Source organism: Pseudomonas flexibilis (assembly GCF_000802425.1).
GTDB lineage: Bacteria > Pseudomonadota > Gammaproteobacteria > Pseudomonadales > Pseudomonadaceae > Serpens > Serpens flexibilis.
The window spans coordinates 1-22,068 of sequence record NZ_JRUD01000009.1; the positions used below are offsets into that span (position 1 = coordinate 1).

21 protein-coding genes are annotated in these 22,068 nt (G+C 65.1%); 7 read left to right on the forward strand and 14 right to left on the reverse strand.

Annotated elements, in window-relative coordinates:
- From lpxB to rpsB, 14 genes are all read right to left on the reverse strand, one after another.
- The coding region (lpxB, locus tag SF06_RS07365; protein ID WP_156143274.1) for a lipid-A-disaccharide synthase at positions 1–915 on the reverse strand (915 nt) is incomplete at its 3' end.
- A gap of 4 nt (positions 916–919) precedes the next feature.
- On the reverse strand, positions 920–1,696 hold the full coding sequence (lpxA, locus tag SF06_RS07370) for an acyl-ACP--UDP-N-acetylglucosamine O-acyltransferase (protein ID WP_027589211.1): 777 nt from the start codon (positions 1,694–1,696) through the stop codon (positions 920–922).
- Entirely contained in the window at positions 1,693–2,133 is a 441-nt protein-coding gene (fabZ, locus tag SF06_RS07375) for a 3-hydroxyacyl-ACP dehydratase FabZ (protein ID WP_027589212.1), read from the reverse strand. Before fabZ ends, lpxA begins: the two co-directional genes overlap by 4 nt.
- Before the next feature lie 43 nt (positions 2,134–2,176).
- The gene (lpxD, locus tag SF06_RS07380; RefSeq protein ID WP_027589213.1) at positions 2,177–3,235 is read right to left on the reverse strand and encodes a UDP-3-O-(3-hydroxymyristoyl)glucosamine N-acyltransferase; all 1,059 of its coding nucleotides are present in this window, start codon (positions 3,233–3,235) and stop codon (positions 2,177–2,179) included.
- A 3-nt stretch (positions 3,236–3,238) separates the two neighbouring features.
- Positions 3,239–3,742: an OmpH/Skp family outer membrane protein gene (locus tag SF06_RS07385; protein ID WP_027589214.1), complete on the reverse strand. Its 504-nt coding sequence runs from the start codon at positions 3,740–3,742 to the stop codon at positions 3,239–3,241.
- Positions 3,743–3,765: 23 nt separating this feature from the next.
- On the reverse strand, positions 3,766–6,162 hold the full coding sequence (gene bamA, locus SF06_RS07390; protein WP_027589215.1) for an outer membrane protein assembly factor BamA: 2,397 nt from the start codon (positions 6,160–6,162) through the stop codon (positions 3,766–3,768).
- A 52-nt stretch (positions 6,163–6,214) separates the two neighbouring features.
- A complete protein-coding gene (gene rseP / locus SF06_RS07395) occupies positions 6,215–7,567 on the reverse strand; it encodes a sigma E protease regulator RseP (protein ID WP_039560542.1) in 1,353 nt (450 codons plus the stop codon).
- 54 nt (positions 7,568–7,621) lie between these two features.
- Positions 7,622–8,809: a 1-deoxy-D-xylulose-5-phosphate reductoisomerase gene (gene ispC / locus SF06_RS07400; protein WP_027589217.1), complete on the reverse strand. Its 1,188-nt coding sequence runs from the start codon at positions 8,807–8,809 to the stop codon at positions 7,622–7,624.
- Positions 8,806–9,621, reverse strand: a complete 816-nt coding sequence (locus SF06_RS07405) for a phosphatidate cytidylyltransferase (protein ID WP_039560545.1) — start codon at positions 9,619–9,621, stop codon at positions 8,806–8,808. The genes ispC and SF06_RS07405 overlap by 4 nt, the downstream gene beginning before the upstream one ends.
- Positions 9,615–10,370: a polyprenyl diphosphate synthase gene (gene uppS / locus SF06_RS07410; protein WP_027589219.1), complete on the reverse strand. Its 756-nt coding sequence runs from the start codon at positions 10,368–10,370 to the stop codon at positions 9,615–9,617. The genes SF06_RS07405 and uppS overlap by 7 nt, the downstream gene beginning before the upstream one ends.
- 17 nt (positions 10,371–10,387) lie before the next feature.
- Positions 10,388–10,945 carry a ribosome recycling factor gene (gene frr / locus SF06_RS07415; RefSeq protein WP_027589220.1) on the reverse strand — a complete coding sequence of 186 codons (558 nt, stop codon included), beginning with the start codon at positions 10,943–10,945 and terminating at the stop codon, positions 10,388–10,390.
- Positions 10,942–11,682 (reverse strand): UMP kinase, encoded by a 741-nt coding sequence (pyrH, locus tag SF06_RS07420; RefSeq protein WP_027589221.1) that lies wholly within the window; start codon positions 11,680–11,682, stop codon positions 10,942–10,944. The genes frr and pyrH overlap by 4 nt, the downstream gene beginning before the upstream one ends.
- A 184-nt stretch (positions 11,683–11,866) precedes the next feature.
- Positions 11,867–12,733, reverse strand: a complete 867-nt coding sequence (tsf, locus tag SF06_RS07425; RefSeq protein ID WP_027589222.1) for a translation elongation factor Ts — start codon at positions 12,731–12,733, stop codon at positions 11,867–11,869.
- 129 nt (positions 12,734–12,862) lie between these two features.
- A complete protein-coding gene (gene rpsB, locus SF06_RS07430) occupies positions 12,863–13,600 on the reverse strand; it encodes a 30S ribosomal protein S2 (protein ID WP_039560549.1) in 738 nt (245 codons plus the stop codon).
- A gap of 297 nt (positions 13,601–13,897) precedes the next feature.
- On the opposite strand from rpsB, the gene map reads away from it, so the two are divergent.
- The 7 genes from map to SF06_RS07465 all read left to right on the forward strand — a co-directional run bounded on the left by map (position 13,898) and on the right by SF06_RS07465 (position 21,871).
- Positions 13,898–14,680: a type I methionyl aminopeptidase gene (map, locus tag SF06_RS07435; RefSeq protein ID WP_039560550.1), complete on the forward strand. Its 783-nt coding sequence runs from the start codon at positions 13,898–13,900 to the stop codon at positions 14,678–14,680.
- Between the two features lie 40 nt (positions 14,681–14,720).
- On the forward strand, positions 14,721–17,420 hold the full coding sequence (locus SF06_RS07440) for a [protein-PII] uridylyltransferase (protein ID WP_039560553.1): 2,700 nt from the start codon (positions 14,721–14,723) through the stop codon (positions 17,418–17,420).
- A 7-nt stretch (positions 17,421–17,427) separates the two neighbouring features.
- Entirely contained in the window at positions 17,428–18,621 is a 1,194-nt protein-coding gene (dapC, locus tag SF06_RS07445) for a succinyldiaminopimelate transaminase (RefSeq protein WP_039560555.1), read from the forward strand.
- A gap of 164 nt (positions 18,622–18,785) precedes the next feature.
- Positions 18,786–19,133 carry an ArsC family reductase gene (locus SF06_RS07450; RefSeq protein ID WP_039560556.1) on the forward strand — a complete coding sequence of 116 codons (348 nt, stop codon included), beginning with the start codon at positions 18,786–18,788 and terminating at the stop codon, positions 19,131–19,133.
- Between the two features lie 39 nt (positions 19,134–19,172).
- Positions 19,173–20,207, forward strand: a complete 1,035-nt coding sequence (dapD, locus tag SF06_RS07455; RefSeq protein ID WP_027589228.1) for a 2,3,4,5-tetrahydropyridine-2,6-dicarboxylate N-succinyltransferase — start codon at positions 19,173–19,175, stop codon at positions 20,205–20,207.
- A gap of 54 nt (positions 20,208–20,261) precedes the next feature.
- On the forward strand, positions 20,262–21,467 hold the full coding sequence (locus SF06_RS07460; protein ID WP_039560559.1) for an aminotransferase class V-fold PLP-dependent enzyme: 1,206 nt from the start codon (positions 20,262–20,264) through the stop codon (positions 21,465–21,467).
- On the forward strand, positions 21,464–21,871 hold the full coding sequence (locus SF06_RS07465; RefSeq protein ID WP_039560561.1) for a SufE family protein: 408 nt from the start codon (positions 21,464–21,466) through the stop codon (positions 21,869–21,871). The genes SF06_RS07460 and SF06_RS07465 overlap by 4 nt, the downstream gene beginning before the upstream one ends.
- Positions 21,872–22,068 lie beyond the last annotated feature (197 nt).

The window sequence follows — 22,068 nt, forward strand, 5'->3', positions numbered from 1 at the left end:
CCGGGTGGTCGGCTGAGCTGCGACTGAGGGTGAAGATGGTGTGGTTTCAGTGGTCGCGCGCCCAGAGATATATAGGCGTAGGGGTGCGTGAGCTGGGTGAGATGGGGATAAGGGCCAGGGATCACAGGCGGCGAGCGCTTGGTGCGACTGGCCGTCGAGCAGGGTCAGCGCCAGGTTGCGGCCGGCCAGCATCTGTTCGAGCTGGGCGCGGCGTTCGGCGTTGGCGCAGGGTAATACGAAGTGCAGCTCCGGACGCAGGGCGCGCAGGCGCTCGGCGGCATCCAGGAACAGACTGCCCAGCTTGGCCACTTCGCCGCCCCGACTACCCGGCAGCAGGGCCACCACGGCGCCCTCCTCTGCCAGACCCAGCTCGCGGCGCGCCTGGGCGCGGTCGGCCTGCAGCGGGATATCGTCGGCCAGCGGGTGGCCGACGAAGCACACCGGCACCTGGTGCTCGGTGTAGAACTGTGCCTCGAACGGGAACAGGGTCAGCATCAGATCGCAGGCATCGCGGATCTTGAACACGCGCTTCTGCCGCCAAGCCCACACCGAGGGGCTGACATAGTGAACGGTCTTGATGCCGGCCTGACGCAACTTGAACTCGACACCGAGGTTGAAATCCGGGGCGTCGATGCCGATGAACACGTCGGGCTTGGCGGCGGTCAGGTCGGCGATCAGCTGCTTGCGGCGGCGCAGCAGCTCGGGCAGTCGGCCGAGCACCTCGACCAGGCCCATGACCGCCAGGCGCTCCATGGGGAACATGGAGACCAGGCCCTCGGCCTCCATGCGCGGACCGCCTACGCCGATGAACTCCACCTCCGGATGGCGTGCCTTGAGGGCACGCATCAAGCCCGAGCCGAGGATGTCGCCGGACGCTTCGCCGGCGACCAGTGCGACGCGCAAGGAAGCCGCCATGGCGTCAGCGGGTGATGCCGCGCGTGGAGGCGCGGATGGAGTCACGGAACAGAGCCACTTCGGGGAACTGGCTGGCCGTGCCTTCGAGCTCGGCCAAGGCCTGCTCGATGGTCAGACCCTGGCGGTAGACGATCTTGTAGGCGCGGCGCAGGGCCTGGATCGCCTCGGCGGAGAAACCGCGCCGGCGCATGCCCTCGAAGTTCATGCTGCGCGCCTCGGCCGGGTTGCCGAATACGGTGACGAAGGCCGGCACGTCCTTGCCGATGGCCGTGCCCATGCCGGAGAAGCTGTGGGCGCCGATACGCACGTGCTGGTGCACCAGGGTGTAGCCGGAGAGGATCGCCCAGTCGTCCATCACCACGTGACCCGCCAGCGCGGTATTGTTCACCAGGATGCAGTGGTTGCCGATCACGCAGTCATGCCCCACATGGGCGTAGGCCATGATCAGGTTGTGGCTGCCGATGGTGGTTTCCGAACGGTCCTGCACGGTGCCCCGGTGCAGGGTCACGCCTTCGCGGATGACATTGTGGTCACCGATCACCAGGCGAGTGGCTTCACCCTTGTACTTGAGGTCGGGAGTGTCTTCGCCGATGGAAGAGAACTGGAAGATCTGGTTGTTGCGACCGATGCGGGTGGGACCCTTGACGATCACATGCGGGCCGATGACGGTACCTTCACCGATCTCCACATCCGGGCCGATGATCGACCAGGGGCCGACGCTGACGTTTTCGGCCAGACGGGCACTCGGGTCGATGATCGCGCGCGGGTCAATCGAACTCATAGTTTGCGTTCCGCACAAATGATTTCCGCCGAGCAGACCGGCTTGTCGTCCACGCTCGCCTCGCAGGCGAACTTCCAGATGCCACGCTTGGCGCTAAGGAAGCGCGCCTGCAGGGTCAGCTTGTCGCCGGGCACGACCGGCTGACGGAAGCGCAGGTTGTCGGAACCGACGAAGTAGTAGAGGGTGCCGTCCGCCGGCGTGGCATCCAGCATGCGGAAACCCAGGAGGCCGGCGGCCTGGGCCATGGCTTCGATGATCAGCACGCCCGGCATGATCGGGTGCTGCGGGAAATGCCCGTTGAAGAACGGCTCGTTGATCGTGACGTTCTTGTAGGCGCGAATGGTCTTGCCTTCCAGATCAATGGCCTCGACCCGGTCCACCAGCAGGAACGGGTAGCGGTGCGGCAGCAGTTCACGTATTTCGTTGATGTCCATCATGTTCAGGAAGCCTTGATACTCAGGAAGAATGCGGTTGAAACCTTCAGGCTTCAGATGAGGCATCCCCGTCCGGGGTCACGGCCGCCAGACGTTTTTCAAGTTGTTGCAGACGGCGGGCCATCTCGTCGAGCTGACGGATGCGCGCCGCACTCTTGCGCCACTCGGCCGCCGGTTGCATGGCCGTACCGGAGGAATAGGAGCCCGGTTCGGTGATCGAACGGGTCACCATGGTCATACCGGTGACGAACACGTTGTCGCAGACTTCGATGTGCCCGACCATGCCGACGCCGCCGGCGATCATGCAATGACGGCCGATCTTGGTGCTGCCGGAAATGCCCACGCAGCCCGCCATGGCGGTGTGGTCGCCGATCTGCACGTTGTGCGCGATCATGATCTGGTTGTCGAGTTTGACGCCGTTACCGATCAGGGTATCGGCCAGCGCTCCGCGATCTACAGTGGTATTTGCGCCGATTTCCACATCGTCGCCGATGGTCACGCCGCCGATCTGGGCGATCTTCTGCCAGACACCCTTCTGGTTGGCGAAGCCGAAGCCTTCGCCGCCAATCACCGCGCCAGACTGAATCACCACGCGCTTGCCGATGGTGACGTCGTGGTAAAGGGTGACCCGCGGTGCCAGCCAGCCACCCTCGCCCACCACGGAGCGGGCGCCGATCACGCAGTGCGCGCCGATGGTCACATGGGCGCCGATCCTGGCGCCGCTTTCGATGACGGCACAGGGCCCGATGCTGGCGCTAGGATCGATTTCGGCGTCATCGGCCACCACGGCGGAGGGATGAATGCCCGCGCCGGCGACCGGCTTGCGATCGAACAGGTGCGAGAGCCCCGCGTAGGCCAGATAGGGATCCGGTACCACCAGCGCGTCGCCTGCATACCCCTCGGCGTCTGCAGCCTTGAGCAGCACGGCGCCGGCCCGGGTCTGGTCCAGGTACTTGCGGTACTGGGGATTGGCCAGGAAGGTCAGTTGCCCGGGGCCGGCGTCCTGCAGGGTAGCCAGTCCGGAGATCTGCTTGTCGGCGGCGCCACGCAGGGTGGCGCCCAGTCGCTCGGCCAGCTCGCCGAGAGTGAATGCTAGAGACTTCATACTTCAGCGCAGTTGGTTCATCCGTTCGATCACCTGGCGGGTGATGTCGAGTTGCGGTTTGACGTCGATGACGGCGGCGCGGTCCAGAACCAGGTCGTAGTTGCCCTTCTTGAGCACATCGGCAACGGCCTGGTCGAGCTTGGGCTTGAGCTGCTGCAGGGTTTCCTGGTCACCACGCGCCTTGGCTTCGTTCAACTCGCGGGACTGAGCCTGGAAGTCACGAGCCTTCTGGCGGAACTCCAGCTCCAGGCGCTCACGCTCGGCGGTGGACAGCTTGTCGCCTTCCTTGGTCAGGCGATCCTGCAGACGCTTGGCGTCGCTTTCCAGGGTCTTCAGCTTGTTGAGATCCGGACCGTATTTCTTCTCGGCGTCCACGGCGTAGCGCTTGGCGGCATCGGACTCGAGCAGCGCCATCTGGTAGTTCAGTACGGCGATCTTCATTTCGGCAAAAGCCGGGGCAGCCACCAGGGCGGAGGCCAGGAGAACCAGCTGGGTGAGTTTACGCACGGTGTACTCCAGGGTTGGGTGGATCAGAAGGTTTGACCAAGGGAGAACTGGAAGACCTGGGTGTCGGAGTCTTCCGGCTCATTGATCGGCTTGGCCAGGCTGAAGCTCAGCGGGCCCAGCGCGGTGATCCAGGTCAGGCCGACGCCGACGGAGCTGGCCATGTTGCCGATGTCGATGTCGCAGCTCGGATCGTTACGGTTCTTCTGGGACGCACTGCAGTTGGTGTCGAATACGTTGCCCACATCGACGAACAGGGTCGTGCGCAACGAGCGCTGGTCCTTGACGAAGGGCAGCGGGAACAGCAGCTCGACGCCACCCTGGATCAGCACGTTGCCGCCGAAGGGCAGCGGGTCCTGATCGGGATCGGTGACACGGCCGTACTGGTCGCGAACGCTGTAAACGATATCCCCGTTGGCATCGCGGACCACGCTCGGCGTACTGCGGGGGCCCAGGCTGCTGTCCTCGAAGCCACGCACAGAGTTGAAACCGCCCGCGTAGTAATGCTCGTAGAACGGCAAGCCTTCGCTGTCACCGAAGCCGTCGCCATAACCCAGCTGGGTATGGAAACGCAGCGCATACTTGTCACCCAGCGGCGCGAAGATCTGCCCGCGGTAGTCGATCTTGTAGAAGGACAGGTCGCTGCCCGGCAGCGTGGCTTCGACGTAGAGGCTCTGCGAATGGCCGCGGGTGGCCAGCACGCCCCGGTTGAGCGCCGATTGCGACCAGCCGATGTTGGCCTTGAAGTTGGTGTAGCTGTCGCCCTCGCCTTCGATGAACTGGACGATTTCGTCGACCGTATACAGACCGGTCTGAATCTCGTCCTGCTGCGCCGAGAGCCCGTAGCTGAGGCGCGAGTACTCGCTGATCGGGTAACCAAAGGTCAGGCCCACGCCCAGGCTGTTCACCGAGTAGCTGGAGATGCTGTAGTCCAGCTCGTCATAGTCGGTGCTGCGGTAGAAGGCGTTGTAGCCGAGGCTGACGCCGTCGGGTGTCCAGTACGGGTCCAGGAAGCTGAAGTTGTAGCGTTCCTGGTATTCGCTGCGGGTCAGGCCGAGGCTGACGCGGTTGCCGGTGCCGAGGAAATTGTTCTGGCTGATTGAGCCGCCGAGGATCAGGCCGGAGTTCTGGGCGAAGCCGATGCTCGCCATGATCGAGCCGGACGGCTGCTCCTCGACCGTGTAGTTCACGTCGATCTGGTCGTCGGTACCTGGAACCGCCGGGGTCTCGACGTTGACTTCCTTGAAGAAGCCCAGGCGCTCGAGGCGTGCCTTGGACTGATCGATCAGGTAGGTGGAGGCCCAGCCGCCTTCCATCTGGCGCATCTCGCGGCGCAGCACCTCGTCCTCGGTCTTGGTGTTGCCGCGGAAGTTGATGCGGTTGACGTAGGCGCGCTTGCCCGGATCGACCACGAAGGTGACGGTGACCGAATTGTCATCCGCATGGGTCTCGGGCACGCCGTTGACGTTGGCGAAGGTATAGCCCTCGTTGCCCAGCCGACGGGTCAGCAGCTCGGAGGTGGTGGTCATCACCCGGCGCGAGAACACTTGGCCCGGCTTGACCAGCAGCAGCGCTCGAATTTCCTCCTCGGGCACCTTGAGGTCGCCCGAGAGGCGCACGTCACGCACGGTGAACTTCTCGCCCTCGTCGATATTGACGGTGATGTAGACGTTCTTCTTGTCCGGCGTGATGGACACCTGGGTCGAGACGATATCCATGTTGATATAGCCGCGGTCCAGGTAGAACGAGCGCAGGCGTTCCAGGTCGCCGGAGAGCTTTTCGCGGGCGTACTTGTCGTCGTTCTTGAAGAACGAGGCCCAGTGGCTGGCCTTCAGCTCGAACAGGTCGGTGACTTCCTCATCGGAAAAGACGCTGTTGCCCACCACATTGATGTGCTGAATGCTGGCGACGCTGCCCTCGTTGACTTCGATCTTCAGCGCCACACGGTTGCGCGGCTGCGGCTCGACCTTGGCGACGATCTCGGCGGAATAGCGGCCCTGGGCGACATACTGGCGTTGCAGCTCGTTGCGCACGCCTTCGAGGGTGGCCGGCTGGAAGATCTCGCCCTCGGCCAACCCGGATTGCTGCAGGCCGCGCAGCAGGTCTTCGGTCTGGATCGCCTTGTTGCCTTCGATCTCGATGCTGGAAATCGACGGACGTTCGACCAAATCGATGACCAGCGCATTGCCGTCGCGACCCAGACGGATGTCCTGGAAGAAGCCGGTGCGGAACAGCGCGCGCGAAGCATCCACCAGGCGGCGCTCGTCGACCTTTTCGCCGACGTTCAACGGCAACGCCGCAAAGACGCTGCCGGCAGAGACCCGCTGCAGGCCGTTGACACGAATGTCGTTGACTACGAAGGACTCCGCGTGGGCCTCGGCGATCAGGAGGGCGGCAATCGCCGCAGGTAGCAGGCGTTTCATGAAGTCCTTTTTTAAAACTGATTATGTGACTGCTGAACGTCAGAACTGCGGCTCACAGCCGCCCCAGATCATTGAACAAGGCCAGCAACATGACCCCTATGACCAGCGCGATGCCGATCTGCATCCCCCAGGCCTGGACCTTTTCCGGCAGCGGTTTTCCTCTTGCCCATTCGTAGAGATAGAAGAGCAGGTGTCCGCCATCAAGCACGGGAATCGGCAACAGGTTGAGAATGCCCAGGCTGATGCTCAAATAGGCAAGGAAATTCAGGAAATCCGCCAGCCCGGACTGGGCCGAAGTGCCGGCCACTTTAGCAATGGTGATCGGACCGCTCAAGTTTTTTACCGAGAGCTCCCCGAACAGCATCTTGCCCAGTGAATCCAGGGTCAGCTGGCTCATCGACCAGGTGCGCTGCACGCTCTGCCAGACCGCATCGAGCGGACCATAACGAATCTCGCGAAGCATTTCCGCTGGCCAGTCCACACCGCTCACCCCGGCGCCCAGATAGCCCTGGCGAGCCTCGCCTTCACCACGGCCAGCCAGCTGCACCTCGACTGCCAGTGGCTGGCCTGCGCGCTCGACTTGCAGCACCACCTGCTGATCCGCACGCGCCCGCACCCGCTCCACCAGATCCTGCCAGTCGCGCAGGGCGACGCCATCCAGGCTGAGCAGACGGTCTCCCGTGCGCAGGCCGGCAGCCTGCGCCGGCCCGCTCGGATCGATATGCGCGAGAACGGCCGGAACGGCCGGACGCCAGGGTTGCAGGCCGAGCGAGCCGATCGGGTCCGGCTCTTCGACACCGCGTTGCCAGGCATTCAGGCTGATCTGGTAGTCACGCTCGACGGAGCTGTCCGGCTCGCTGACCCGCACCTGCAGCATGCCGGTTTCGCCCAGCCGGCGAACCAGCTGCAGATTGACCGCACCCCAGCCATCGACGGCCTTGCCGTCCACCGCAAGGATTTCCTGTCCGGCCTGCAGTCCAGCCTCCGCGGCCGGCGTTCCCGGCAGCACCTGCCCGATCACCGGGCGCACCTGCTGGGTGCCGAGCATGGCGATCAGCCAGAAGAACAGCAGGGCCAGCAGGAAGTTGGCAATCGGTCCGGCGGAAACGATGGCGAAGCGCTGACGGACGGATTTGCGGTTGAAGGTCTGGCCGAGCAGCTCTGTCGGCACCTCGCCTTCCCGCTCGTCCAGCATCTTCACATAGCCACCCAGCGGAATGGCGGCCACCACGAACTCGGTGCCGTGGCGATCGTGCCAGCGCAGCAACGGCGTGCCGAAGCCCACCGAGAAGCGCAACACCTTCACGCCACACCGGCGGGCAACCCAGAAGTGGCCGAACTCGTGGAAGGTCACCAGCACACCCAGCGCAATCAGGGTGCCCACGATCATGTATACAGCGCTCATCGTAATCCTCCGCGGCGAGTCCCTGCCTCAACGACTTCCGGTACTGCCGGACGGCTAGCAAGCATGCCGCTGCAGCCATTCCTGTGCCCGCACACGGGCCAGATGGTCGGCATGCAGAACTGCCCGAAGGTCTTCGACAGCCACCACGGGCTCGGCGTTCAGTACGCTTTCAATGATTTGTGCAATGTCGGTAAAGCGGATACGCCGCTCGAGAAAGGCGGCAACCGCCACCTCATTGGCCGCGTTCAGCATCGCCGGGGCGCTGCCGCCGATCTGGGCGGCTTCGCGGGCCAGGCGCAGACAGGGGAACCGCGTTTCATCCGGCGCCTGGAAGTCCAGACGTGCGACCTTGAACAGGTCCAGCGGCGCCACACCGGTGTCGATGCGCTCCGGCCAGGCCAGGGCATGACCGATCGGCGTACGCATGTCCGGATTGCCCAGCTGGGCCAGCACAGAACCGTCTACATAGTCGACCAGCGAATGGATCACGCTTTGCGGATGAACCACCACTTCCACCTGCTCGGGACGCGCATCGAACAACCAGCAGGCTTCGATCAGCTCGAGGCCCTTGTTCATCATGCTCGCCGAGTCCACGGAAATCTTGCGCCCCATCGACCAGTTGGGATGGGCGCAGGCCTGCTCGGGCGTGACATCGCTCAGCGCTGCGGCCGGCATTTCGCGGAACGGGCCGCCGGACGCGGTCAGCAGGATGCGGCGCACGCCCACTGCGGACAGCCCGCGGGCGTAATCGCCGGGCAAGCCCTGGAAGATAGCGTTGTGCTCGCTGTCGATGGGCAACAGCACCGCACCATGCTCGCGCACCGCCTGCATGAAGAGCGCGCCGGACATCACCAGCGCTTCCTTGTTGGCCAGCAGCACACGCTTGCCGGCCTGCACGGCCGCCAGGGTCGGACGCAGGCCGGCGGCGCCGACGATCGCAGCCATCACCGCATCCACCTCAGGGTGACCGGCGACCTCGCACAACCCATCCTCGCCCGCCAGCACCCGGGTTTCCAGGCCCGCGGCCTGCAGGCGCTCCTGCAGGTGCCGCGCGGCGGCCTGGTCGGCCACCACGGCAAAGCGCGGCTTGTGCTTCAGACACAGGGTTTCCAGTTCGACGAGACGCGAATGCCCGGTCAGCGCAAAGACGCGGTAGCGTTCGGGGTGCCGCGCCACGACGTCCAGGGTGCTCAGGCCGATGGAGCCGGTAGCACCCAGCACGGTTATCCATTGAGGTTTCACAGGGTTCCCCAACCGGCAGCCCAGAGCAGGACCGCGAACACCGGAACGGCCGCGGTCAGGCTGTCGATGCGATCCAGCACGCCGCCGTGCCCGGGCAGCAGGTTGCTGCTGTCCTTCACCCCGGCCTGGCGCTTGAACATGCTTTCAGTCAGATCACCGACCACCGAGATCAGCACCACCACAGCGGCGCCCAGCATGGCCAGCAGCAGCTCGCTGGGCAGCCAGTCGCGATAGAGGCCGACGCCCAGCGTCACCAGCAGACTGGCCAGCAGTCCACCGAACACCCCTTCCCAGCTCTTGCCCGGGCTGACTTTCGGCGCCAGCTTGCGCTTGCCGAACGCGCGACCGGAAAAATAGGCACCGATATCGGCGACCCACACCAGCACCATCACCGCCACGATCAGCCAGTTGCCCAGCGGCCACTGCTTGAGCAGCAGCAGGCCCTGGAACGCCGGCAGCAGGATCAGCAGGCCGATCAGCAGCTGCACCGGCTGGGCGCGCCAGGCTTCGGCGCTGGCCGGGTAGCGCAGCACCGCCCAGATCGCGGCCAACCACCAGAGCATCCCCAGCACCAGCACCGGCACCGCCAGCTGCGGAAAGCGGAACAGCCAGCTCGCCAGGATCACCACGACCAGCGCGTAGGCGATACGCAGCTTCTGGGCCTGCAGACCGGCCAACCGCGCCCACTCCCAGGCACCCAGGGTGATGACGGCGCCGATGAACAGAGCGAACCACTGGCCTTCCAGCAGGAAGAAACCCGCCAGCGCAACCGGCAGCAGGATCAGGGCGGTGATAATGCGTTGTTTCAACATCCGCGAGAGTCCCCAGCCACCTGGTCTCCGGTCTTGCCGAAACGTCGCTGCCGGGTGGCGAAATTGGCCAGCGCCTTGCGCATGGCCTCGTGTTTGAAATCCGGCCAGTAGAGGTCGGAGAAATACAGCTCGCTGTAGGCCAGTTGCCAGAGCAGGAAGTTGCTGATGCGGTGCTCGCCGCCGGTGCGGATGCACAGGTCGGGCAACGGCTGACCGGCGGTGGCCAGGCAGCCCTCCAGCATCGCCGCATCGATCTGCTCGGCGCGCAACTCGCCCGCCTGCACCCGTTCGGCCAGTTGCCGTGCGGCCTGGGTGATATCCCACTGGCCGCCATAGTTGGCAGCCACCTGCAGGAGGAAGCGGCCTTCGCTGGCCAGCGCCTCGGCCTCGGCCATGGCGGCCTGCAGCTCGGGGTGGAAGCGCGAGCGGTCGCCGATGATGCGCAGGCGAATGCCGTTCTGACTCAGCTTGCGCGCCTCGCGGCGCAGGGCCGTGAGGAACAGTTCCATCAGCGCGCTGACTTCGTCAGCGGGACGCTGCCAGTTCTCGCTGGAGAACGCGAACAGCGTCAGCACCTCCACGCCCGACTCGACGCATACCTCGATGACGGCCCGCACCGCGTCGACGCCGGCCTTGTGGCCGGCGACACCGGGCAGCAAGCGCTTCTTGGCCCAGCGATTGTTCCCATCCATGATGATCGCCACATGCCGCGGTACTGCCGGCTGGGTTTCCTGGTTGTGCTTGCTCATGCTGGTTCCTGCAGACCTCAAACGGCCATCAGGTCGGTTTCCTTGGCTTCCAGAGCCTTCTCAACCTCGGCGACGAACTTGTCGGTGAGCTTCTGCACCTCGTCGGCGGCGCGGCGCTCGTCGTCTTCGCTGATTTCCTTTTCCTTGACCAGATCCTTGAGCTGAGCCAGCGCGTCGCGCCGGATGTTGCGGATGGCCACACGGGTGTTCTCGGCCTCGCCACGCGCCTGCTTGGTGTAGCCCTTGCGGGTTTCCTCGGTCAGCGGCGGCATCGGCACGCGAATGGTGGTGCCAGCGGTAGCCGGGTTCAGACCCAGGTCAGAGGTCATGATCGCCTTCTCCACGGCCTGGATCATGCCCTTGTCGAACACGGTCAGCGCCAGGGTGCGGGAGTCCTCGACGGTGACGTTGGCGATCTGGCGCAGCGGGGTGTCGCTACCGTAGTAGGAGACCATCACGCCATCCAGGATGCTGGGGTGGGCGCGACCGGTACGGATCTTCGCGAAAGCGGTCTTGAGCGACTCGACGCTCTTTTCCATGCGGCTCTGCGCATCCTGCTTGATCTCGTTGATCATACGTTCGACTCCTCGATCAGGGTTCCTTCGGCGCCGCCCAGAACGATGTTCAGCAGGGCGCCAGGCTTGTTCATGTTGAAGACGCGCAGCGGCATCTTGTGGTCGCGGACCAGGCAGATGGCCGTCAGGTCCATGACCTCCAGCTTGCGGTCCAGTACGCCATCATAGGTCAGGCGCTCGAACTTCTCGGCATTCGGATCCTTGAACGGATCAGCCGTGTAGACACCGTCCACCTTGGTGGCCTTGAGCACCACGTCCGCATCGATCTCGATGGCGCGCAGGCAGGCTGCCGAGTCGGTGGTGAAGAACGGGTTGCCGGTGCCGGCGGAGAAGATCACCACTTCGCCGCTCTTGAGGTGGCGCATGGCCTTGCGGCGGTCGTAGTGGTCGGTGACACCGACCATGGAAATGGCCGACATGACCAACGCAGGGATGTTGGAGCGCTCCAGGGCGTCACGCATGGCCAGCGCGTTCATCACGGTGGCCAGCATGCCCATGTGGTCACCGGTGACGCGGTCCATGCCCGCCGCCGACAGCGCGGCACCGCGGAACAGGTTGCCGCCGCCGATCACCAGACCGACCTGGACGCCGATACCGACCAGTTGCCCGACCTCCAGCGCCATACGATCCAGCACCTTGGGGTCAATCCCGAAATCCTCAGACCCCATCAGGGCTTCGCCGCTGAGTTTGAGTAGGATGCGTTTATAGCGAGGTTGACCACTCACCTGCTGTGCCATTGCGTATCTCTCCTGCGGCGTTTTGCTGTTCTTGCAGGCCTGGCCTGCGAATGGGTGCCCGTGAGACCACCCAAATACCGGACACGTCCGGCTGAAACGGTTTTGCGCCCCCTCTTTGACGAAAAGGCCGCACGCGTGAGCGGGCAGCCTCTTCGGGGCGACAGTTCGGAAACCGTCAGACTTGTTACTTGGAAGAAGCCATCTGGGCGGCTACTTCGGCAGCGAAGTCTACTTCGACCTTCTCGATGCCTTCACCTACTTCGTAACGCACGAAGGAGACGATTTCAGCGCCGGCCTTCTTGGCCAGCTCGCCGACCTTGACTTCCGGATCCTTGACGAAGGCCTGCTCGACCAGGCTGGCTTCGGCCAGGAACTTGCTGATACGGCCCTTGACCATGTTCTCGACGATGTTTTCCGGCTTGCCGGCAATCTTCTCAGCGTTCAGCTGCAGGAAGATTTCCTTTTCCTTGGCGATCAGCTCGTCGGAAACGTCGGAGGGGTTCAGAACGGCCGGGTTGGCGGCAGCCACGTGCATGGCGATGTCGCGAGCCAGCTCCGGGTTACCGCCCTTCAGGCAGACCAGGACACCGATACGATGACCGTGCAGGTAGGCACCCACCACGTCGCCTTCCACGCGGGTCAGACGGCGGATGTTGACGTTTTCACCGCACTTGGCAACCAGGGCCTGGCGCGCTTCTTCGCGATCAGCGACCAGCGGAGCGGCGTCGGTGTAGCCCGCAGCGAACGCCTTGTCCAGGCTCTCGGCGACGAAGGTCTTGAAATCGGCCTGCAGGGCCAGGAAGTCGGTCTGGGAGTTGACTTCCATGATGACAGCGGTCTTGTTGTCATCGGAAACCTTGGCGGCGATGGAGCCTTCGGCGGCAATGTTGCCAGCCTTCTTGGCGGCCTTGATGGCGCCGGAAGCGCGCATGTCGTCGATGGCCTTCTCGATGTCGCCATTGGCGGCAACCAGGGCCTTCTTGCACTCCATCATGCCTTGGCCGGTGCGCTCACGCAGTTCTTTGACGAGGGCTGCAGTAATCTCTGCCATGTTCGCGATCCTCAGGAAAGGGATTGATTCGTTTGCTTGCCCGCCAGGCGGGCCAGTCGATTCGGGAGTGGCGAAAAAGGGGGCCTAGCCCCCTTTTCGCTTGACGCTTCGCTCAACGGTGTCGAGCTATCAGCCAGCGGCGGCTTCGGAAGCAGCTTCTTCGACGAACTCGTCGCCAGCGCCACCGTTCTGCTTGCCACGCAGCACAGCGTCGGCCATCGCGCCCAGGTACAGCTGGACGGCGCGGATGGCGTCGTCGTTACCGGGGATGATGTAGTCCACGCCTTCCGGGCTGCTGTTGGTATCGACAACGCCGATGACCGGGATGCCCAGCTTGTTGGCTTCGCTGATGGCAATACGCTCGTGGTCGACGTCGATCACGAACAGCGCGTCCGGCAGACCGCCCATGTCCTTGATACCACCCAGGCTGCGCTCGAGCTTCTCGAGGTCGCGGGTGCGCATCAGGGCTTCCTTCTTGGTCAGCTTGTCGAAGGTGCCGTCCTGGGACTGGCCTTCGAGCTCGCGCAGACGCTTGATGGAGGCGCGGATGGTCTTGTAGTTGGTGAGCATGCCGCCCAGCCAGCGGTGGTCGACATAGGGCATGCCGCAACGGGTGGCTTCTTCGGCAACGATCTTGCCAGCGGAACGCTTGGTGCCCACGAACAGGATCTTGTTCTTGCCGGCAGCCAGCTTCTCAACGAAGGCCAGAGCCTCGTTGAACATCGGCAGGGTCTTTTCCAGGTTGACGATGTGAATCTTGTTGCGCGCACCGAAGATGTACTTGCCCATCTTCGGGTTCCAGTAACGGGTCTGGTGGCCGAAGTGCACACCGGCCTTCAGCATATCGCGCATGGTGACTTGGGACATGATCGTTCCTCTATAAGTCGGGTTAGGCCTCCACGCATCCCGATCTCCAACCCTTTCGGGCACCCAGGAAACCGTGTCGACGCGTGTGCGGATTTGATCGCCTGACGGGACCACCCCGTCGAGCGGCGCGTTTTATAGCATAACGGGCAATCGGAAGCTAGAAGGGCCGGCGCTGGCGCGCGGCTTTTTTGCCGACCCGGCCGGCCGCGCCAGCCGCCCGACGGCAATCGCTTTGGTTTATCATTCCGCTTCCTTGTATTGCAGAGCGCGCCGCCGAGCGCCGGAAAGAGATCCCCCATGACCGTGTCCATCAAGACCCCGGAAGAAATCGAGAAGATGCGCGTCGCCGGCCGCCTGGCCGCCGAGGTACTGGAAATGATCGAGCCCCACGTCAAGGCCGGGGTCACCACCGAGGAGCTGGATCGCATCTGCCACGACTATATCGTCAACGTTCAGCAGGCCATCCCCGCCCCGCTCAACTACCACGGCTTTCCCAAGTCGATCTGCACGTCGATCAACCACGTGGTGTGCCATGGCATCCCCAATGACAAGCCGCTGAAGAACGGCGACATCATCAACATCGACATCACCGTCATCAAGGACGGTTACCACGGCGATACCAGCAAGATGTTCATGGTCGGCAACGTGCCGGAATGGGCCGAACGCCTGTGCCGCATCACCCAGGAGTGCCTCTACAAGGGCATCGAACTGGTGCGTCCGGGCACCCGTCTGGGCGATATCGGCGAAGTGATCCAGAAGCATGCCGAGAGCCACGGCTTCTCCATCGTGCGCGAGTACTGCGGGCACGGTATTGGTGCGGTTTTCCACGAGGAACCCCAGGTGCTGCACTACGGCAAGGCAGGCACCGGCCTGGAACTCAAGGAAGGCATGACCTTCACCATCGAGCCGATGCTCAACCAGGGTCGCCCGGAAACCCGCACCCTGGGCGATGGCTGGACCGCCATCACCAAGGACCGCAAGCTGTCCGCCCAGTGGGAACACACCCTGCTGGTCACCGCCACCGGCTACGAGATCCTGACCCTGCGCAAGGACGACACCATCGCTCACCGATCGGCCTGAAACTTGCCTCAGCCGCCCATCCCGCAGTAAGGCCGCCGTCATGCTCCAGACCGATACCGAATTGTTCGACCCCAGCCAGTTCCAGGCGGAACTGTCCCTCAAGGCCAGCCCCATCGCGGCCTTCAAGAAGGCTATTGCCCGCGCCCGCGAGGTGCTGGATCGCCGCTTCCTGGCGGGCCACGACATCCGCCAGCTGGTCCGGGATCGCGCCTGGTTCGTCGACCAGATCCTGCAGCTGGCCTGGCAACGGTTCGACTGGAGCAACGATGCGGCCATCGCCCTGTTGGCCGTGGGCGGTTACGGGCGTGGCGAGTTGCATCCCTATTCGGACATCGATCTGCTGATTCTGCTGGACGGCGAGGATCACGAGCTGTTCCGCGAGCCCATCGAGGGCTTCCTCACCCTGCTCTGGGACATCGGCCTGGATGTCGGCCAGAGCGTGCGCTCGGTGGACGAATGCGCCGAAGAGGCGCGCGCCGATCTGACGGTGATCACCAACCTGATGGAAAGCCGCACCATCGCCGGCCCCGAGCACCTGCGCGAACGCATGCAGGCGGTAACCAGCCCGCAGCAGATGTGGCCGAGCGAGGAGTTCTTCCTGGCCAAGCGCAAGGAACTGCGCGCCCGCCACGCCAAGTACAACGACACCGAATACAACCTGGAGCCCAACGTGAAGGGTTCGCCGGGTGGACTGCGTGACATCCAGACCATCCTCTGGATGGCCCGCCGCCACTTCGGCACCCTGAACATGCAGGCCATGGTGGCGCAGGGTTTCCTGCTGGAAAGCGAGTACGCCATCCTCACCAGCGCCCAGGAATTTCTCTGGAAGGTGCGCTACGCGCTGCACATGCTGGCCGGCCGCGCCGAGGATCGTCTGCTGTTCGACCACCAGCGGCGCATCGCTGGCCTGCTCGGCTACAGCAATAACGACGCCAAGACTGCCGTCGAGCGCTTCATGCAGAAGTACTACCGCGTGGTCATGGGCGTGGCGGAACTCAACGACCTGATCAAGCAGCACTTCGAGGAAGTCATCCTCGCCCACGACGGCGACGAGCCGCCGGTGCCGCTGAACAACCGCTTCCAGATCCGCAACGGCTACCTGGAAGTGACCCACGATCAGGTCTTCGAGCGCACGCCCTTCGCCATCCTGGAAATCTTCGTGCTGCTGGCCCAGCAGCCGGGCATCAAGGGTGTGCGCGCCGACACCATTCGCCAGCTGCGCGACCACCGCTACCTGATCGACGACGAGTTCCGCGCCGACATCCGCAACACCAGCCTGTTCATCGAGCTGTTCCGCAGCAGCCAGGGCATTCACCGCAACCTGCGGCGCATGAACCGCTACGGCATCCTCGGCCGCTACCTGCCGGAGTTCGGCCAGATCGTCGGACAGATGCAGCACGACCTGTTCCACATCTACACGGTGGACGCGCACACCCTCAACCTGATCAAGCACCTGCGCAAGTTCAAGTGGCCGGAGCTGGCGGAGAAGTTCCCGCTGGCCAGCCGTCTGATCGACCAGTTGCCCAAGCCGGAACTGATCTACCTGGCCGGCCTCTACCACGACATCGGCAAGGGCCGCGGGGGCGACCACTCGGAGATCGGCGCGCAGTTCGCCGAAGCCTTCTGCGCCCGCCACCAGTTGCCGCCGTGGGACAGCCGGCTGATCGTCTGGCTGGTCAACAACCACCTGGCGATGTCCACCACCGCGCAGCGCAAGGACCTCTCAGACCCGCAGGTGATCAACGACTTCGCACAGATGGTCGGCGACGGCACGCGGCTGGATTACCTCTACGTACTGACCGTGGCGGACATCAACGCCACCAACCCGACCCTGTGGAACTCCTGGCGGGCCAGCCTGCTGCGCCAGCTCTACGACGAGACCAAGCGCGCCCTGAACCGGGGTCTGGCCAACCCGCTGGATCGCGAGGAGCAGATCTGCCAGACGCAGAGCGCCGCGCTCGACCTGCTGGCCGCCGCCGGCATCGACCCGGATGCGGCGGAACAGCTGTGGAGCCAACTGGGCGACGACTATTTCCTGCGCCACAGCGCCGACGACATCGCCTGGCACACCCAGGCCATCCTCGACCATCCGCCCGGCGGCGAACCGCTGGTGCTGATCCGCCAGACCGCCCAGCGCGAGGTGGAAGGCGCCAGCCAGATCTTCATCTACGCCCCCGACCAGCACGACTTCTTCGCGGTGACCGTGGCCGCCATGGACCAGCTCAACCTGGATATCCATGACGCGCGGATCATCACCTCAACCAGCCAGTTCACCCTGGACACTTACATCGTGCTGGACGCCGAGGACGGCCGGGTGATCGACACGCCCGAGCGCGTCGAGGAGATTCGCCGCGGCCTGATCGATGCCCTGAAGAGTCCCGACTATCCGGCGATCATCCAGCGTCGGGTGACGCGCCAGCTCAAGCACTTCGCCTTCGCGCCCCAGGTGACCATCCACAACGATGCGCAGCGCGCGGTCACCGTGCTGGAGCTGATCGCTCCCGACCGCCCCGGCCTGCTGGCGCGTATCGGCAAGATCTTCCTGGACTTCGATCTTTCTCTGCAGAACGCCAAGATCACTACCCTGGGCGAGCGCGTCGAAGACGTGTTCTTCATCACCGACGCCCACAACCAGCCCCTCTCCGATCCCGAGCTGTGCGCACGCCTGCAGAAGGCCATTGTTGAACAGCTTGCTGTGGAAGGCAGTCCCGCCATCAACCTGAACCACCTCAGCATCTGACACTCCCATGAATTCAGCCCTGTCCCTGCTCCACCCCTACCCCTTCGAGAAGCTGCGCGCCCTGATGGCCGGTGCGCAGCCGCCGGCCGACCGGTCGCACATCGCCCTGTCCATCGGCGAGCCCAAGCATGCCGCGCCGGCTTTTGTCGCCCAGACGCTGGCCGCGCACATGGACCAGCTGTCGGTCTATCCGGCCACGCTGGGTTCGCCCGCCCTGCGCGAAGCCATCGTCGCCTGGTGCCAGCAGCGCTTCGGCGTACCGGACGGCTGGCTGGACGCCGGGCGCCACGCGCTGCCGGTCAGCGGCACCCGCGAGGCGCTGTTCTCCTTCGTGCAGGCGGTGTTCAACCGCGAGCAGGGCGGGCTGGTGGTCAGTCCCAATCCCTTCTATCAGATCTACGAAGGCGCGGCCCTGCTGGCCGGCGCCACCCCGCACTACCTGCCATGCCTGGCCGACAACGGCTTCGCACCGGATTTCGATGCCGTGCCGGCCGAGATCTGGCAGCGCACGCAGATCCTGTTCATCTGCTCGCCAGGCAACCCCACCGGCGCCCTGCTGCCGCTGGAAACCCTGAAGAGGCTGATTGCCCTGGCCGATGAACACGACTTCGTGATCGCCGCGGACGAGTGCTACAGCGAACTCTACTTCGACGAGAACAGCCCGCCGCCCGGCCTGCTCAGTGCCTGCGTCGCGCTGGGGCGCAGCGACTTCAAGCGCTGCGTGGTGTTCCACAGCCTGTCCAAGCGCTCCAACCTGCCGGGCCTGCGCTCCGGTTTCGTGGCCGGCGACGCCGAGATCCTCAAGGGCTATCTGCTCTACCGCACCTACCATGGCTGCGCCCTGCCCGGCCATGTCCAGCTGGCCAGCGAAGCGGCCTGGAAGGACGAGGCACATGTGCGCGCCAACCGCGCCCTGTACCGGCAAAAGTTCGATGCGGTGCTGGACATCCTCGCGCCGGTACTCGACGTGCAGCGCCCGGACGGCGGCTTCTACCTGTGGGCGAAAACCCCGGGGGACGATGCCACCTTCGCCCGCGAACTGTTCGCCGCCGAACACGTCACCGTGCTGCCCGGCTCGTTCCTGTCCCGCGAGGTGGATGGCTTCAACCCCGGCGCGGGCCGCGTGCGCATGGCGCTGGTAGCGTCGTTGGAGGAATGCGTCGAGGCAGCCGAGCGCATCCGCCGCTTCCTGGCCGCCTAGGACGGCGGGCCATCCAACCCTGTAGGGCGGTCAAGGCGCAGCGTTGACCACCCCACGCACATGCGGATGCGCGCCTCACGCGCAAACAACACAACGGCGGCGCGTGGCATAATTCGCCGCCCGTCCGGCAACGGCCGCCGGCGACCGCAAGAGAATCGAAACCAATGGCTTACACCCTCTACGGCATCAAGGCCTGCGACACGATGAAGAAGGCCCGCGCCTGGCTCGACGAGCACGGCACCGAGTACGCCTTCCACGACTACAAGAGCGCCGGCATCACGCGCGAGCACCTGCAGCGCTGGTGTGCCGAACATGGCTGGCAGGCCGTGCTGAACCGCGCCGGCACCACCTTCCGTAAGCTCGACGACAGCCAGAAGGCCGGCCTGGACGAAGCCCGGGCCATCGAGTTGATGCTGGCCCAGCCCTCGATGATCAAGCGCCCGGTGCTCGACCTGGGCGAGCGCACGCTGGTCGGCTTCAAGCCCGATCTGTATCGCGAAGCCATCGGCTGATTCCCCTTTACACCTGACGACCCAGAAGGAATACCGACCATGACCACCTCTCTCTTCAGCCTGGCCTTCGGGGTCGGAACCCAGAATCGTCAGGGCGCCTGGCTGGAAATCTTCTACGCCCAGCCGCTGCTCAAGCCGTCTGCCGAGCTGGTAGCCGCCGTGCTGCCGCTGTTGGACTACACCGGCGGCAACCAGGCCATCGCCATCAACAAGGACAAGGCTGCTGACCTGGCCGCCGCCCTGAAAGGCATCGACGCGGTCCAGTCCGCGCTGCTGGTGCGCCTGGCCGAAAGCCAGAAGCCGCTAGTGGCCACCCTGCTGGCGGAAGACGCCGCGCTGACCTCCACCCCGGAGGCGTACCTGAAGCTGCACCTGCTGTCGCATCGCCTGGTCAAGCCCCACGGCCTGAACCTGACCGGCATCTTCCCGCTGCTGCCCAACGTGGCCTGGACCAGCGAAGGCGCCATCGATCTTGCCGAACTGGCCGAATGCCAGCTCGAAGCGCGCCTCAAGGGCCGCCTGCTGGAAGTGTTCTCGGTGGACAAGTTCCCGAAGATGACCGACTACGTGGTGCCGAGCGGCGTGCGCATCGCCGACAGCGCGCGTATCCGCCTGGGTGCCTACATTGGTGAAGGCACCACGGTGATGCACGAAGGCTTCGTCAACTTCAACGCCGGCACCGCCGGCCCGGGCATGGTCGAAGGGCGCATTTCCGCCGGCGTGTTCGTCGGCAAGGGCTCGGACCTGGGCGGCGGCTGCTCCACCATGGGCACCCTGTCGGGCGGCGGCAACATCGTCATCAGCGTCGGCGAAGGCTGCCTGATCGGCGCCAATGCCGGCATCGGCATCCCGCTGGGCGACCGCAACACCGTGGAGTCGGGCCTGTACATCACCGCCGGCACCAAGGTGGCGGTCCTCGACGACCAGAACGCGCTGGTCAAGGTAGTCAAGGCCCGCGACCTGGCCGGCCAGCCGGACCTGCTGTTCCGCCGCAATTCCCAGACCGGCGCGGTCGAATGCAAGACCAACAAGAGCGCCATCGAGCTCAACGAAGCGCTGCACGCCCACAACTGACCTGTCACGACAGGCCGCGACCGCGACTCGCGGCCGCCGCCTGAGGTGGTACGCATGGTTCTGCATTCCCCCTGGCGCGCTGACTTTCCGGCCCTGTCGCTGTTCGAAGCCCAGGGCCAGACCTATCTGGACAGCGCCGCCACCGCCCAGAAGCCGCAGGCGCTGATCGACGCGCTGACCGGCTACTACACCAGCGGCGTGGCCAACGTGCATCGCGCCCAGCATTCGCCGGCCGAGCGGGTCACCCGCCTATACGAGGCCGCCCGGCAGCGGGTAGCGAGCTGGCTGAACGCCGCCAGTCCGAGCCAGATCGTCTTCACCCGCGGCACCACGGAAGCGCTCAACCTGCTGGCCTACGGCCTGGAGCATCGCTTGGCGGCGGGCGATGAGATCGTCATCAGCGCCCTGGAGCACCACGCCAACCTGCTGCCCTGGCAGCAACTGGCGTTGCGCACCCAGGCCCGGCTGGTGATCCTGCCGCTGGACGCCCGGGGCGAGATCGAACTGGACGCCGCGGCCCGCCTGATCGGCCCGCGCACGCGCATCCTGGCGGTCAGCCAGCTGTCCAACGTGCTCGGCCGCTGGCAGCCCGTGGAGGCACTGTTACAACTGGCCCGGGCGCAGGGCGCGATCACCGTGGTCGACGGCGCACAGGCCAGCGTGCACGGCCGCCACGATCTGCAGGCGCTGGGCTGCGACTTTTATGCCTTCTCCGCCCACAAGCTCTACGGACCGGACGGCGTCGGCGTGCTCTACGGGCGCGCCGATTGCCTGGATCGCCTCAAACACTGGCAGTTCGGCGGCGAGATGGTGCGCCGGGCGGACTTCCACAGCGCGGACTTCCATGCCGCGCCCATGGGCCTGGAAGCCGGCACGCCGCCGATCGCCGGGGTGATTGGCCTGAGCGCGGCCCTGGACTACCTGTGCAGCCTGGATGCCCAGGCCGTGCGCCGGCACGAGCAGGCACTGCTGGAGCATCTGGTGGCCGGCCTGTCGGTACGCGAGGGCGTTCGCCTGCTCGGCGAGCCCCAGGCGGCGCTGGCGAGCTTCGTGGTGGACGACGTGCACCACGCCGACCTGGCCCAGCTGCTGGGCGAACAGGGTGTCGCCGTGCGCGGCGGCAACCACTGCGCCATGCCGCTGATGCAGCGCCTCGGCGTGCCGGGCGCCATTCGCGTGTCGCTGGGGCTGTACAACGACGGCGAGGACCTCACCCGTTTCTTCGCCGCCCTGGACCAGGCGCTGGAGATCCTGCGATGAGCCTGCCACCTGCCGCACGGGCGGCGCTGGACGCCTTCGCCGGCTGTCCCGGCTGGGAGCAGCGCGCGCGCCTGCTGATGCAGTGGGGCGAACGTCTTGAACCGCTCGGCGAGGCGGAGCGCGTGCCGGCCAACCAGGTGCAGGGCTGCGAAAGCAGCGTGTGGCTGCTGGCCGAACGGCGCGAGGGCTGCTGGCACTTTCGCGCCTACAGCGATGCCCGCCTGCTGCGCGGCCTGCTGGCCGTGCTGCTGGCGCGGGTCGATGGTCTCGGTGGTGAAGAGCTGGCCCAGCTCGATGTGGCGGAGTGGTTCGACCAGTTGGGCCTGTCCCGCCAACTCTCGCCGTCGCGCAGCAACGGCATGAATGCCGTCTTGCAGCGCATGCGGGAGCTGACCCGCTCGTAGGGCGGTCGGCGTTGTTCCGGCCGCCACGGCGCGCCGGGACGGCGCGATGGCGGACAAGAAAACGTTGTCCTGCGACGCGGCGTTGGTGCCTGCCGCATCGGCGGCCGGGAAATGCGCCGACTGCCCTACGTTTTCAGGCACGGGAACGCCCACCCAGAAGGCCGCGCAGGGTGGTCAACGCAACGCGTTGGCCACCG